Here is a 14429-nt window from a genome sequence, read left to right as displayed (position 1 = left end):
GCACTTGCTGGCGTGAAGGTGGTGCGAATACAGTCAACACTCAACTCAAACAAGGATTCGTTTGTCATGAAGTCCCTCCTGATGTCGGCGGTCCTGATCTCGGGCCTGACCCTGGCCACCGCCGCCTCTGCATCGAACCAGTCCGGTGAGGTCTTTATCCCCGGCAAGCCGCTGCAGCAGCAGATCGAGCGCATCGAAATCGAACTCAACGATGGCGAGACCTACAGCGAACTGAAGCAGACCGACCGCAGCCGCGTACGCGAGGCGCTGGTGCGCATGCGTACGGCTGTCGAGCAGCATCCTGACCGCGATTCCATGCCTGAACAGGTACGAACCGATGTCTTCAACGACCAGCAGATCGTGAACACGGTTTTGACACAGGCACGTGAAGATAGTCGTCTAATATGCCAACGTGAAAAGGCCACGGGTTCGAACCGGTCCACGACGCAGTGCACTACCGTTGCCGAGCGCGCCCGGCGGAAGGACAAGGCACAGCGTGATATGGGCCAGGCCCAGCGCATCGGCAAATTCGTAAATTAGAGGTGACAGTGAGAATCCTGGTAATCGAAGACAACAGCGACATTGCGGCCAACCTGGGCGACTACCTGGAGGACCGGGGCCACACCGTGGACTTCGCGGCTGACGGGGTTACCGGTCTGCACCTGGCCGTGGTGCACGAGTTCGACGCGATCGTGCTGGATCTCAATCTGCCAGGCATGGACGGCATCGAGGTCTGCCGCAAGTTGCGCAATGAAGCGCGCAAGCAGACCCCGGTACTGATGCTCACCGCCCGCGATTCGCTGGACAACAAGCTGGCCGGCTTCGATTCCGGCGCGGACGACTACCTGATCAAGCCGTTCGCGCTGCAGGAAGTGGAAGTGCGACTGAACGCCCTGTCGCGACGCGGCAAGGGCGTGCAGACCCGCGTGCTGGAAACCGGCGATCTGGAATACAACCTGGATACGCTGGAAGTGCGCCGCCAGGGCAAGCTGCTGCAGCTCAACCCGACCGCACTGAAGATCCTGCAGGCGCTGATGGAAGCGGCCCCGGCCGTGGTGACCCGCCAGGAGCTGGAAACCCGTGTGTGGGGTGAAGAACTGCCCGATTCGGATTCCCTGCGCGTGCACATCCATGGCCTGCGCGCGGTGGTCGACAAGCCGTTTGAAGTGCCGCTGATCCAGACCCGCCATGGCATCGGATACCGCATCGCCCCCCCGGAAGCCTGATTCGGTGGCAACCAAGGGGGAGCGCCGGCGCACGCCTTATCGGCGGCGCCTGCGCAGCCGCATCATCGTTTCGTTCGTGTTGTTGGGCTTCTGCCTGACGACACTGTTTGCGTTCGCCACCAACTGGGCCCGCCTGCGCGTGGAAAACCAGCTGGTGGAAGAGCTGATGAACCGCAACATCGACGAGTATGCGCGCCGCTATTACGAGCACCCCGGGCACAACCCGGACGCACCGGTGCTGCAGATCAAGGCCTATGCCTATTCGAAGGACAAGTTCGACCGGGTGCGCGAAGAGCGCGCGCAGTGGGCGGGCTTCTCCGATGGCATCCACAGCGTCAGCGGCGATGAGCACGGTGAGCCGTACTCCTACAAGCTGGCCGTACGCAAGACGCCCGACGCCTGGTTCTTCCTCGCCTATGACATGACCGACAGCGTGCGCGGCGGCAAGCAGCTCAACCGCGCGCTGGTGCTGTCGGTGCTGGTGTTCAGCGTGCTGTCGCTGGTGCTGGGCTGGTGGTCGGCCTCGAAGGTGATGAAGCCGGTGTCGGATCTGGCCGCGCGGCTGCGTGCCTATCGCGGCGGCACCAGTGATCCCGAGCCGTTGGCGCCACGCTTCCCCGACGACGAAGTGGGGCAGCTGGCCCAGGCGCTGGACGACTATTCCTCGCGGCTGACCGAAGTGGTGCAGCGCGACCGCGAATTCAATGCAGATGTCAGCCATGAGCTGCGCACGCCGCTGGCAGTGATCCGTGGCGCCACCGAGCTGCTGCTGACCCGGCCCGGCCTGGACGAGAAGGTGCTGCAGCGCCTGCAGCGCATCCAGCGCGCCGAACAGCAGTGCAGCGATCTGATCGGCGCGCTGCTGCTGCTGTCGCGCAACGAGCGCGGGCAGGGCACCAGCAACGTCGCCCGCGTGGCCGAGCAGCTGCTGGACGCACACCGTGCGCAGCTGGGTGGCAAGCCACTGGAGCTGCTGCTGGAAGGTGAGCGCAATCTGGTGATCGACGCGCCCGAGGCGGCGTTGTCGGTGGCACTGGGCAACCTGATCGGCAACGCCGTGAAGTACTCGCAGGACGGCGAGGTACGCGTGTTCGTCGGCACCAACTCGGTGTCGGTAACTGACAGTGGCCCGGGCCTGAGCGAGGAAGACGCGGCCAAGCTGTTCCAGCGTGGCTACCGCGGCACGCATGCCGGCCACTCGCAGGGCGGCGGCATCGGCCTGTCGATCGTCAGCCGCCTGTGCGACCTGTACGGCTGGCAGGTAAGCGTGCGCCCCGGCGGCCAGCGTGGCGTGATCGCCACCCTGACGTTCTCGCCGAAGCCGTTGTAAGGGCCCCTGCTTTGGTGGGTGCCGACCTTGGTCGGCACGAACCCCGCCGACCTTGCATCGCGCCCTGTGTCGCTTGTGCCACCACCGTGATCGCTGGCGCGCCCCGCGCGTGTAGATCCACGCCATGCGTGGATGCGCTTCGGTAGTGCCGGCCGCTGGCCGGCAACCAGGCCTCACCCCCCGGCCAAGCCCAGATACTGCGCATGCAGCTGTTCCACCTGCACCTTCAGGTCCTCCGGCTGCCCGTCATTGACCACCACGTCATCGGCCAGCGCCAAGCGCTGCGCACGGCTGGCCTGCGCCGCAATCATCCGGTCGGCCAGCGCAGCATCAATGCCATCGCGCTGCATCAGCCGGGCGTGCTGCACGGCTTCCGGTGCATCCACCAGCAATACCCGGTCCAACCAAGGATAGGCCTTCCGCCCGCCCACCTCGGTCAGCAGCGGAATGGCCGCAATCGCATAGGGGCTCTCAGCCTGCTCGCACTGCTGTTGCATCAGCAGGCGGATGGCCGGGTGGGTGATGGCTTCCAGCGCCGTCCGCTCGGCCGGATCGGCAAAGACGTGGGCGCGCAGGCGGGCCCGGTCCAGGCCGCCGTCGGCCAGCAGCATGTCGGCGCCGAAACGCTCGGCAATGCGGGCCAGCGCCGGGCTGTCGGCAGCCACCACGGCCCGGGCGGCCAGGTCGGCGTCGGCCACCACGATGCCCAGCGCTTCGAAGCGCCGGGTCACTTCACTCTTGCCCGAGGCGATGCCACCGGTCAGGCCAACCACATAGCGGCTCATGGGGCCTCCCCTCAGCGCAGCCCGCTCATCACCATGTACTGCTCCACCAGCGGCGCACCCCACATGAAGTACAACCAGCCGGCAATGGCCAGGTAAGGGCCGAACGGAATCGGCGTGGCGCGGTCACGGCCCCGGCTGTACAGCCAGATCGAGCCGATGATGGCGCCCAGCACCGACGACAGCAGGATGATCGGCAGGATGCCCTTCAGGCCACACCAGGCGCCCAGGGCTGCCAGCAGTTTGAAGTCGCCGTGGCCCATGCCCTCCTTGCCGGTCAGCTGCTTGAACAGCCACCAGACCGTCCACAGCGACAGATAGCCCACCGCCGCGCCCACCAGGGCGGGCTTGGCCGGCATGTACAGGTTGTCGATGCTGCCTATCAGCCCCAGCCACATCAGCGGCAGGGTGAGCTGGTCGGGCAGCAGCTGGGTGCGCAGGTCGATGCCGGACAGGGCGATCAGGAAGCAGGTCAGCACGATGGCGCCGAAGCCCTGCCAGCCGAAGCCGAACTGCCAGACGCATGCCAGCACCAGCACCGAGGTCAGCGCCTCCACCAGCGGGTACTGCAGCGAGATCGGCGCCTTGCAGTGGCGGCACTTGCCACCCTGGATGATCCAGCTGAACAGCGGGATGTTCTCGTACCAGCTCAGCTTGTGCTTGCAGTGCGGGCAGTGCGATGGCTCCACCACGATCCCCGGTGGGGGTGGTTCATAGAAGTCCGGTTCCTCCAGGACTTCGCGCGCATCGCGCTTCCACTGCCACTCCAGCCGCTTGGGCAGCCGCAGGATGACCACGTTCAGGAAACTGCCCAGCAGCAGTCCCAGGGCGGCCGCGGCGGGGTAGCCGAGGCCGGGGTGCTGGTCGAGAAATGCCATTGATACCTTTAGCCGACGACGGCGCCGAGTTTGAAGATGGGCAGGTACATCGCGATGACCAAGCCACCGACAATGGTACCAATGAACACCATGATCATCGGTTCCAGCAGGCTGCTCAAGGCATCCACGGCATTGTTCACTTCCTGCTCGTAGTATTCAGCCACCTTGAACAACATGGCGTCCAGGGCGCCCGCCTCTTCGCCGATGCCGGTCATCTGGATGACCATGTGCGGGAACAGGTTCAGCTGCTTCATGGCCATGTTGACCGGGTAGCCCACCGAGACGTCGTCGCGCATCCGCAGCACACCCTCAGCATAGACCTTGTTGCCGGTGGCGCCAGCCACGATGCCCAGCGCCTCCACCAGCGGCACGCCGGCCTTGAAGGTTACCGCCGTGGTCCGTGCGAATCGAGCAATCGAGCTGTTATGCATGATCTGGCCGATCACGGGAACCTTCAGTATCAGCCGGTCGACCGTGTGCTGCATCTTCTCCGAGCGCCGGTAGGTCATGGCGATGGCGACCACGGATCCGATCATGACAATGGCCATCAGCCACCACCACGACACCATGAAGCGGGACAGGTTCACCACCATCTGGGTGAAGGCCGGAAGGTCGGCGCCGAAGCTCTTGAAGACCTCCTCGAACTGCGGCACCACCCAGACCAGCAGGATGGTGCTGACCAGAAAGGCCACCACCAGCACCATGGCCGGGTAGAACAGAGCCTTCTTGATCTTGCCCTTCAATGCTTCGATGTTCTCCTTGTAGGAGGCAATCGTGTCCAGCACCGTTTCCAGTACACCGGCGCTTTCACCGGCGCGTACCAGGTTGCGGTAGAGCTCGTCGAACTGGACAGGGTGACGGCTGATCGCCTCGTTCAGAGAAGAGCCGCCCTCGATGTCGGCGCGGATCCCGTCCACCATCTTCTTCATGCGCGGGTTCTTGTGCCCGCTGCCGATGATTTCCAGTGCCGAGACGATCGGCACACCGGACTTCATCATCGTCGCCATTTGTCGGCTGAAGAACGCAATGTCCTTGGCGCCCACAGGCTTGCCGGCCGCACCGAACAGCGGCTTCGGTTTGGGCTTGACCTGGCCGGGGTTGATCCCCTGCTTGCGTAGTTCGGCGCGCAGCAGATTGGCGTTCTTCGCCAACTGCTCGCCCTTCATCTTGATACCCCGCTTGTCGGTCCCCTCCCAGACAAACGGCTGCAGCTCCATGGTGCTACGCGCCACGGGCTCTTTCTTGATCGCACTGCGACTGACAGACATGTTGGCTCCCCAAGGCCCGCCATCCCCAGGCGGGTATCCTGACCGGCGATGGTAGCCGGTTCAGGGCCGTCCGGGGAGCCTGCCGGCGTGACGCCGCGCAGGGTTTTCGACCTGGCGAGACGAAAGGTGACGTACCGCGTCACATTGCCGCGTCCATCGCAGATTCGCTTCTGGGGGGTTCCCATCCGCGAAATTGCTGCCATCATTGGCGCGGGGAAATCGGGGAGACGCTGCCATGGGAGATTGGCACGTAACCTGCGTTGATCCACCCGCGGGGACGGGCAGCCTGCTCATCCGGTCGTCTGACCGGCCGGCAGCCACCCCCGACATCAACCACCACTTATCTTGGGGATGTACCACCATGAAGAACCAGAAGGGCTTCACCCTGATCGAACTGATGATCGTTGTCGCGATCATCGCCATCCTGGCTGCCATCGCGCTGCCGGCGTACAGTGACTACACCAAGAAGGCTAAGGTCTCTGAGGTTATCCTCGCTGCTTCGTCCGTTCGAACCTCTGTCTCCGAATATGCTGCCGGCAATGGTTCGCTGCCTCCGGCCGGTTGGACCCCCGAGACGCAAGCCTCGGATTATGTGACTAGCGTTGCCTGGGATGCTACCAATAAGCGAGTTGAGGCAGTTTCGAAGGTCAGTGGCGCCACTGGTAGCGTCTATTTGACTGCTACCCTCCAGACTAATGGTCAGGTCACTTGGGTTTGTGGCGGTACCGTTGATAAAAAGTACCTTCCGGGTACTTGCCAGGCAGGCGCGGGCACCTGATCTAGCAGGCTATTTCCCCAGCATCGGCAACGGTCATTAGCGTGATCCTGCCAATAGGATGCACTGCAACAGCTAAGGGCCCGGTGCTAGCGCACCGGGTTCTTTTTTTGGGCAGGAAATGAACTATGTTCACTCCTAGGTCGTCGGATGTCTGCCAGCTTAATAGTCGTTTGTAGACTTGGCGCGGTTCCGTGTGGCTAGGCGCGGATATGGGGTGCATGCGAAGAGGTCATCTATATGTTCTTGATAACTCTGGTCGGCAAATTGTCGTCACCCGCTTTCGGAAGTGCGAGGGAGCATTGTTGTTTGAGTATGTTACGCCTCACCTGTAGTTCGGAGGCCGCCGGAGGAGCTGCATGAACGCCGCAATCACCGCCAACCTTGTCGGCATCACCGGCTTGGCCCGTCGCTTGGTCCAGGACGGTGCCTTGGACGAGGCCTCCGCCCGCGACGCCATGGCCAAGGCGGCGGCTGCCCGCCAGCCGCTGCCTACGTGGTTCGCGCAGAACAAGCTGGTCAGTGCCTCGCAGCTCGCCGCCGCCAACGCGGTCGAGTTCGGCATGCCGCTGTTCGATGTTTCCACGTTCGATGCCAGCCAGAACGCGATGAGCCTGGTCAGCGAGGAGCTGCTGCGCAAGCACAACGTATTGCCGTTGTTCAAGCGCGGCGGCAAGCTGTTCGTGGGTACCAGCAACCCGACCCATGCGCTGGACGAGATCAAGTTCCACACCAATCTGGTGGTGGAGCCGATTCTGGTCGATGAGGACCAGATCCGCCGCACGCTCGAGCAGTGGCACGCCAGCCACGATGCCATCGGCAACGCACTGGGTGGCGATGACGAGGGCATGGGCAACCTGGATGTCGCGGCCGGTGACGAAGATCTCGGCGCCAGCAGCGGCGACTCCGGCATCGACGCCAAGGGCGACGACACCCCGGTGGTGAAGTTCGTCAATAAGGTGTTGGTCGATGCCATCCGCAAGGGCGCATCGGACATCCATTTCGAGCCTTACGAAGACGACTACCGCGTGCGCCTGCGCATCGACGGCCTGCTGAAGATGGTGGCGCGCGCGCCGGTGAAGTTGAACCAGCGCATCGCCGCGCGCCTGAAGGTGATGGCGCAGCTGGATATCGCCGAGAAGCGCGTGCCGCAGGACGGGCGCATCAAGCTGAACCTGTCCAAGACCAAGCAGATCGACTTCCGCGTCAGTACGCTGCCGACCCTGTTCGGTGAAAAGGTGGTGCTGCGTATCCTGGATGGCAGCGCGGCCAAGCTGGGCATCGACAAGCTGGGCTACGAACCGGACCAGCAGAAGCTGTTCCACGACGCCATCCACAAGCCGTACGGCATGGTGCTGGTGACCGGCCCGACCGGTTCGGGCAAGACCGTGTCGCTGTATACCGCGCTGGGCATCCTCAACGATGAGACGCGCAACATCTCCACCGCCGAAGACCCGGTGGAAATCCGCTTGCCCGGCGTCAACCAGGTGCAGCAGAACAACAAGCGCGGCATGACCTTCGCTGCCGCGCTGCGCTCGTTCCTGCGACAGGATCCGGACATCATCATGGTCGGCGAAATCCGCGACCTGGAGACGGCCGAGATTGCGATCAAGGCGGCGCAGACCGGCCACATGGTGCTGTCCACGCTGCATACCAACGATGCGCCGCAGACCATCGCGCGTCTGATGAACATGGGTATCGCGCCGTACAACATCACCAGCTCGGTGACGCTGGTGATCGCCCAGCGTCTGGCGCGCAGGTTGTGCGGCAACTGCAAGCGACCGGCCAACCTGCCGGAGCACGCGCTGCTGGCCGAGGGCTTCACCCAGGCGCAGCTGGATGCGGGCATCCAGTTGTACGAGGCGGTGGGCTGCGATGAGTGCACCGAGGGCTACAAGGGCCGAACCGGTATCTACCAGGTGATGCCGATGACCGATGAGATCGCCACCATCGTGCTGGCCGGCGGCAACGCACTGCAGATTGCCGAGGCGGCGCAGCAGATCGGGGTGAATGACCTGCGGCAGTCGGCGTTGAAGAAGGCGGCAGCGGGTGTGACCAGCCTGGCCGAGATCAATCGCGTTACCAAGGATTGAGGTAGATCCACGCCATGCGTGGATGACGCGATGCATGAGGTTGCCGGCCAGCGGCCGGCACTACCACGTTGGTGGGTAGATCCACGCCATGCGTGGATGACGCGATGCATGAGGTTGCCGGCCAGCGGCCGGCACTACCACGTTGGTGGGTAGATCCACTCCATGCGTGGATGGCGCGATGCATGAGGTTGCCGGCCAGCGGCCGGCACTACCGCGTTGGTGGGTAGATCCACGCCATGCGTGGATGACGCGATGCATGAGGTTGCCGGCCAGCGGCCGGCACTACCACGTTGGTGGGTAGATCCACGCCATGCGTGGATGACGCGATGCATGGGGTTGCCGGCCAGCGGCCGGCACTACCACGTTGGTGGGTAGATCCACGCCATGCGTGGATGATGCGATGCATGGGGGTTGCCGGCCAGCGGCCGGCACTACCGCGTTGGAGGGTGGATCCACGCCATGCGTGGATGGCGCGGCGGCGCACGCCAACCAAGGTTGGCGCCTACCAGGGCCGTTCGGCCCTTACTCCATCCCCAGCTTCTTCAGCTTGTAGCGCAGCGCGCGGAAGGTAATCCCCAGCTGCGCAGCCGTGCGGGTCTTGTTCCAGCGGTTCTCTTCCAGCGCGCGCTGGATGGCGCTGCGTTCCAGCTGCTCGATGTACGAGGGCAGGGCGGCGCCGCCCGGCTGCAGGTCTGCCACGGCTTCTGCGGGTGCTGCGCCGCCGGGCGCTCGCGGGGCGTGCTGCGGCAGGCGCAGGTCGTCGGCACCAATGCGATCTTCTTCGGCCAGTGCAAGCGCGCGCTCCAGAATGTTCTCCAGCTCGCGCACATTGCCCGGGAACGCATAGTGGGCCAGCGCTTCCAGCGCCGATGGCGCCAGCAGCGGTGTGGCGCGGCCGTGGCTGCGGGCCAGCCGCGCCAGCACGGCGGCAGCCAGTTCCGGCAGGTCCTGGCGGCGCTCGCGCAGCGGCGGCACCTTCAGTTCGATCACGTTGATGCGGTAGTACAGGTCGTGGCGGAAGCGCCCATCTTCGACCAGCTCGGCCAGGTCCTTGTGGGTGGCAGAGAGGATGCGTACGTCCACCGGCTCTTCGTTGGCCGCACCGACCGCGCGCACCGACTTCTCCTGGATCGCGCGCAGCAGCTTCACCTGCATCTGCAGCGGCAGCTCGGCCACTTCGTCCAGGAACAGGGTGCCGCCGTGTGCCGCCTGGAACAGGCCGGGCTTGTCGGCATGCGCGCCGCTGAAGCTGCCTTTGCGGTGGCCAAAGAACTCGCTCTCCATCAGCTCGCCGGGAATGGCACCGCAGTTGACCGGCACGAACGGACCAGCCGCACGCGCGCCCTGGGCGTGGATGGTGCGCGCGACCAGTTCCTTGCCCACGCCCGATTCACCGAGGATGTAGACCGGCGCCTGGCTGCGCGCGACCTTGCCGATGGTGGTGCGCAGAACGTCCATGGCCGGTGAAGCGCCGAGCAGGCGTGCAGCCTGTTCGGTGGCGGGGCCGGGCGCAGGGCGTTCGGTGTTGTTGAGTTCCAGCGCGTGCTTGACCAGGCCGCGCAGCACCGAGATGTCCACCGGCTTGCTGACGAAGTCGAAGGCGCCGGCCTTCAGCGCTTCCACGGCCAGGTCCATGCTGCCGAATGCGGTGATCATCGCCACCGGTGTGCGCGGGTAGTGCTGGGCGATCTCGCTGACCAGCTCGATGCCGTTGCCATCCGGAAGGCGCATGTCGGTGATGCACAGGTCGTACGGGTTGCTGGCCAGCAGCTCGCGCGCTTCGGCCAGGTTGGCGGCAGTACTGATGCGCAGCCCCATGCGGCCGAGGGTCAGTACCAGCAGTTCGCGGATGTCGCGTTCATCGTCGACGACGAGGGCGCTGCGGGTTTCGTTCATGGGCGTGAAAGATAAACGAGGGGGCTGGAAGCGACAAATGTTTGACGCACAGATTTGGAATCAGGTGGGCAACAGCGTGTGCGGGCCGGGCAGCACCAGGCGGAAGCACGAGCCTCCTGCCGGCACCGGGATGTAGTCGAGCCGTGCCTGGTTGGCGCGGCACAACTCGCGGGCGATATACAGGCCCAGCCCGGTGCCGTGCTCGGAGGTAGTGAAGAACGGGCGGAACAGCTGTGCGGCCACGCTCTCGGGAATGCCGGGGCCACGGTCCATCACGTCGATCACCGCGCTGCGCTCGTGCTGCGCCACGCGCAGGCGCACGCGCGCCGGCTGCTGGCCGATGCGGCCGTACTTCAGTGCGTTGTGCGCCAGCACGGTGAGCACCTGGTACAGGTGTTTGCTGTCGACCTGGGCCATCACCGCTGTGTCGCTGATGATCGGTTCGATGCTGTCGGTTTCCAGCGTCTGGCCCTGCTTGTACTCCAGCACGAAGCGGCGCACGAAGGCGACCAGGTCGACGTTCTCGGGTGTGGCGCGCTCGCGCCGTGCCAGCCCCAGCACGCTCTCGACGATGCCGTTGGTGCGCTGGCATTGCTGGCGGATGATCTGCAGCAGGCGGCGGTCGCTTTCGTTGAAACCGGTGCCTTCCTCCAGCAGCTGCACGGCGTAGTTGATCGCCGCCAGCGGATTGCGGATTTCATGGGCGAGGCTGGCCGAGAAGCGGCCCATCGCCGACAGGGTGAGCGATTCGGCGCGCCGCGAGACCACGCTGGAGTCGTCCAGGAATACCAGCGCCAGTTCGCTGCCGGCCAGCAGGCGGGCGAAGCGCGGTTGCACTTCCGGCTGGTCGGGGTTGAGCTGCAGCGGCAGTTCGTCCTGGGCCCAGCCGTTGCGCCAGCGCTGCAGACGGCGCGCCAGTTCCGGCGCAGCACTGGCCAGATCCAGGCGTCCCGTCTCACCGATGCCGTCGTTGTCGCCGAGCAGCATCGAGGCCGCTTCATTGGCCAGGGTGATGCGGTTGTCGGCGTCCACCACCAGCACGCCGGTGCGCATGCGGCGGATGATCAGTTCGTTGATCTGGAACAGGTTGGCCACTTCGTCGCCGCGCTGGTTGGCCAGCTGCTGGTTGCGGCGCGCGCGGTTGCCCACCTGGTAGCTGATGAAGGCCAGCGCCAGGTAGCTGGTGGCGAACATGGCCAGCTCGGCCAGCGTGCGGGTGGGGTCACCGCCTTCGAGCACCTTCCAGAGGTATTCGGTACCGGTGGCCAGGCTGGCAGCAACCGCCAGGCCCAGGCCCCAGCTCAGCGGCAGCAGGGTGGCGGCGGCGGCGATGTTGAACAGCAGCGACATCGAGATGCCGGCGCTGGCACCGGGTAGGGCATGCGCCAGCAGGGTGGCGGCGATGATGTCCACCAGCACGCTGCTGACCACGATCGGGCGCAGCCAGCGTTCGTTGCGGCCGATCGCCAGGGCCAGCAGCGACAGCAGCAGATATATCGCCGCGACGGTATCGGCCAGACGCGGGTGATGGGCCTCGCCGACCATGCCGGACAGGGGGCTGTAGAGCAGGCCGGCGATGACCGCGGCGATCAGCACCCGGTACAGCGCGAAGAAGTACAGCTCACGCCGCGGAATCGATTCGATGCGGTCGATCAATGAAGCACTGGGTGACACGCCGGAACTCCCCTTCTGGCTGCCTGGGTCTGGAATCTGCGGCGGCCCTGCCTGGCATCCCCTGAAGCCGGGCGGGTTCGTCGCTTCTATGTGGCCTGCGGCGGAAGCCGCCGGGCAAGCCCGACACTACACACCTTGGTTGACCAGTATAGGGCCCCCGGCAGGACGCCGCCGGAGCCGCCCGGATCGCGCATTTGGCCTGCCGTGGATACAGGTGGCCAACGCCGGCCCGGGCGCAACTGCCTGAATGGCGGTGGAAATCTGGCCGGGTGTGGCGTTTTGTACAGACTTCTTTGCGCCCCGGCGCCGGCTCGGCCACAATAGTGGGCCCGCCGCGGTCCATGCCGGCGCCCCGCCGGGGCCCTGAGGAATTGCGTGCGGTCGTTCCTATTCCCACGGTGACGCATGAATTTCCACGAATACCAGTCAAAACAACTGCTTGCCGAGTACGGCATCCCGGTCCCGGCCGGCAAGGTCGCTGCGACCCCGGACGAAGCGGTTGCCGCTGCCAACTCCCTGGGCCAGGGCCCCTGGATGGTCAAGGCGCAGATCCACGCTGGCGGCCGCGGCAAGGCTGGCGGCGTCAAGTTCTGCAAGACCACCGACGACGTGAAGGCCGCTGCGGCCAAGATGCTCGGCACCAAGATGGCCACCTACCAGACCGCTGGCGTTGAACTGCCGGTCAACCTGGTGCTGGTGACCACCGCCGGCGAGATCGTCAAGGAACTGTACCTGTCGGTGCTGGTCGACCGTGGCACCAAGACCATCACCTACATCGCCTCTTCGGAAGGCGGCGTGGAGATCGAGCAGGTCGCCGCTGAAACCCCGGAGCTGATCCACTCGCTGAACGTCGACTTCGTCGAAGGCGTGCAGGGTTACCACGGCCGTGATTTCGGCTTCAAGCTGGGCCTGACCGCCAAGCAGGCCGGCCAGTTCGCCAGCATCATGGTGAACCTGTACCGCCTGTTCAACGAAAAGGACCTGGCGCTGGTTGAAATCAACCCGCTGGCCATCCTGGACGACGGCAACCTGTACGCGCTGGACGGCAAGTTCGACAGCGACGACAACGCCGCGTTCCGCCAGAAGGCCCTGGTCGCCATGCGCGACAAGACCCAGGAAGATCCGACCGAAGTGATCGCTTCGGAGCTGGACATCAACTACGTCACCATGGACGGCAACATCGGCTGCATGGTCAACGGCGCAGGCCTGGCCATGGCCACCATGGACGTCATCAAGCTCAACGGCGGCGAGCCGGCGAACTTCCTGGACGTGGGCGGCGGTGCCAACAAGCAGCGCGTCATCGAAGCGTTCAAGCTGATCCTGTCCTCGGACAAGGTTGAAGGCATCTTCGTCAACATCTTCGGCGGCATCGTCCGCTGCGACATGATTGCCGAAGGCATCATCGCCGCCGTGAAGGAAGTGGGCGTCAAGGTTCCGGTCGTGGTGCGCCTGGAAGGCACCAACGTGGAAGAAGGCAAGCAGCTGCTGCGTGACAGCGGCATGGCCATCATCCCGGCTGACAACATCAACGATGGCGCCAAGAAGATCGTTGAAGCTGTCAAGAACGCTGCCTGATTCGACACCAAGGAATTCCCATGTCTGTTTTGATTAACAAGAACACCAAGGTGATCGTGCAGGGCTTCACCGGCCAGCAGGGCACCTTCCACGCCACTCAGATGATCGAGTACGGCACCCAGGTTGTTGGCGGCGTGACCCCGGGCAAGGGTGGCACCACCCACATCGACCTGCCGGTCTTCAACACCGTTGCCGACGCCGTGCAGAGCACCGGCGCCAACGCTTCGGTCATCTACGTGCCGCCGCCGTACGCGGCCGACGCGATCCTGGAAGCCGCTGCTGCCGGCATCAAGGTCATCGTCTGCATCACCGAAGGCATCCCGGTGCTGGACATGCTGCGCGTCAAGAACGTGCTGACCCGTTCGCATCCGGACACCGTGCTGATCGGGCCGAACTGCCCGGGCGTCATCACCCCGGGTGAGTGCAAGATCGGCATCATGCCGGGCCACATCCACCAGCCGGGCAAGATCGGCATCGTGTCGCGTTCGGGCACCCTGACCTATGAAGCGGTCAAGCAGACCACCGAAGTCGGCCTGGGCCAGTCCACCTGCATCGGCATCGGTGGTGACCCGATCAACGGCCTGAACTTCGTTGACTGCCTGAAGCTGTTCAACGAAGACCCGCAGACCGAAGGCATCATCATGGTTGGCGAAATCGGCGGTGACGCTGAAGAAGCCGGCGCCGAGTACATCAAGAACCACGTGAAGAAGCCGGTCGTCGGTTTCATCGCCGGTGCGTCGGCTCCGGCCGGCAAGCGCATGGGCCACGCCGGTGCGATCGCCTCGGGCGGCAAGGGCACTGCCGAAGGCAAGTTCGCCGCCATGGAAGCTGCCGGTGTTGTCACCGTCCGCTCGCCGGGCGACCTGGGCGCTGCCATCGCCAAGCTGGTGAAATAAGACCGCTTGTGTAGAGTCGAGCCATGCTCGACTGAC

12 protein-coding genes are annotated in these 14429 nt (G+C 64.7%); 7 read left to right on the top strand and 5 right to left on the bottom strand.

The window, feature by feature from the left end:
- Window positions 1–66 precede the first annotated feature (66 nt).
- From ACSYS9_RS19390 to ACSYS9_RS19380, 3 genes are read left to right on the top strand one after another with little or no spacing between them, the layout of a single operon-like run.
- Window positions 67–540: a hypothetical protein gene (locus tag ACSYS9_RS19390; protein ID WP_071229642.1), complete on the top strand. Its 474-nt coding sequence runs from the start codon at window positions 67–69 to the stop codon at window positions 538–540.
- Window positions 541–548: 8 nt separating this feature from the next.
- Window positions 549–1226 carry a response regulator transcription factor gene (locus tag ACSYS9_RS19385; protein WP_071229643.1) on the top strand — a complete coding sequence of 226 codons (678 nt, stop codon included), beginning with the start codon at window positions 549–551 and terminating at the stop codon, window positions 1224–1226.
- Complete coding sequence (locus ACSYS9_RS19380; protein WP_032128829.1) at window positions 1189–2556, top strand: sensor histidine kinase; 1368 nt, start codon at window positions 1189–1191, stop codon at window positions 2554–2556. Before ACSYS9_RS19385 ends, ACSYS9_RS19380 begins: the two co-directional genes overlap by 38 nt.
- A gap of 173 nt (window positions 2557–2729) precedes the next feature.
- Here the strand turns inward: ACSYS9_RS19380 and coaE are convergent, their stop codons facing one another.
- From coaE to ACSYS9_RS19365, 3 genes are read right to left on the bottom strand one after another with little or no spacing between them, the layout of a single operon-like run.
- Window positions 2730–3341: a dephospho-CoA kinase gene (gene coaE / locus ACSYS9_RS19375; RefSeq protein WP_071229644.1), complete on the bottom strand. Its 612-nt coding sequence runs from the start codon at window positions 3339–3341 to the stop codon at window positions 2730–2732.
- An 11-nt stretch (window positions 3342–3352) separates the two neighbouring features.
- Complete coding sequence (locus tag ACSYS9_RS19370; protein WP_046985453.1) at window positions 3353–4216, bottom strand: prepilin peptidase; 864 nt, start codon at window positions 4214–4216, stop codon at window positions 3353–3355.
- Window positions 4217–4224: 8 nt separating this feature from the next.
- Window positions 4225–5484, bottom strand: coding sequence for a type II secretion system F family protein (locus tag ACSYS9_RS19365; protein ID WP_071229645.1), 1260 nt, complete (start codon window positions 5482–5484; stop codon window positions 4225–4227).
- Window positions 5485–5845: 361 nt separating this feature from the next.
- Between ACSYS9_RS19365 and ACSYS9_RS19360 the strand changes: the two genes are divergently transcribed.
- A complete protein-coding gene (locus ACSYS9_RS19360; protein ID WP_071229646.1) occupies window positions 5846–6262 on the top strand; it encodes a pilin in 417 nt (138 codons plus the stop codon).
- Between the two features lie 356 nt (window positions 6263–6618).
- A complete protein-coding gene (gene pilB / locus ACSYS9_RS19355) occupies window positions 6619–8352 on the top strand; it encodes a type IV-A pilus assembly ATPase PilB (protein WP_071229647.1) in 1734 nt (577 codons plus the stop codon).
- Window positions 8353–8874: 522 nt separating this feature from the next.
- On the opposite strand, the gene ACSYS9_RS19350 is transcribed toward pilB, so the two are convergent.
- Together ACSYS9_RS19350 and ACSYS9_RS19345 are read right to left on the bottom strand one after the other, a co-directional pair.
- Window positions 8875–10248: a sigma-54-dependent transcriptional regulator gene (locus ACSYS9_RS19350; protein WP_010481514.1), complete on the bottom strand. Its 1374-nt coding sequence runs from the start codon at window positions 10246–10248 to the stop codon at window positions 8875–8877.
- Between the two features lie 60 nt (window positions 10249–10308).
- Window positions 10309–11922, bottom strand: coding sequence for a sensor histidine kinase (locus tag ACSYS9_RS19345; RefSeq protein ID WP_071229648.1), 1614 nt, complete (start codon window positions 11920–11922; stop codon window positions 10309–10311).
- A gap of 405 nt (window positions 11923–12327) precedes the next feature.
- Between ACSYS9_RS19345 and sucC the strand changes: the two genes are divergently transcribed.
- Entirely contained in the window at window positions 12328–13497 is a 1170-nt protein-coding gene (sucC, locus tag ACSYS9_RS19340; protein ID WP_004154430.1) for an ADP-forming succinate--CoA ligase subunit beta, read from the top strand.
- Between the two features lie 20 nt (window positions 13498–13517).
- A complete protein-coding gene (gene sucD, locus ACSYS9_RS19335) occupies window positions 13518–14393 on the top strand; it encodes a succinate--CoA ligase subunit alpha (protein ID WP_005410793.1) in 876 nt (291 codons plus the stop codon).
- Window positions 14394–14429 lie beyond the last annotated feature (36 nt).

Source organism: Stenotrophomonas sp. STK17_22, from assembly GCF_051983905.1.
Taxonomy (GTDB): domain Bacteria; phylum Pseudomonadota; class Gammaproteobacteria; order Xanthomonadales; family Xanthomonadaceae; genus Stenotrophomonas; species Stenotrophomonas maltophilia_A.
The sequence above is the reverse complement of the archived record's forward strand: the minus strand, read 5'-3'. Positions and strand labels throughout refer to the sequence as shown.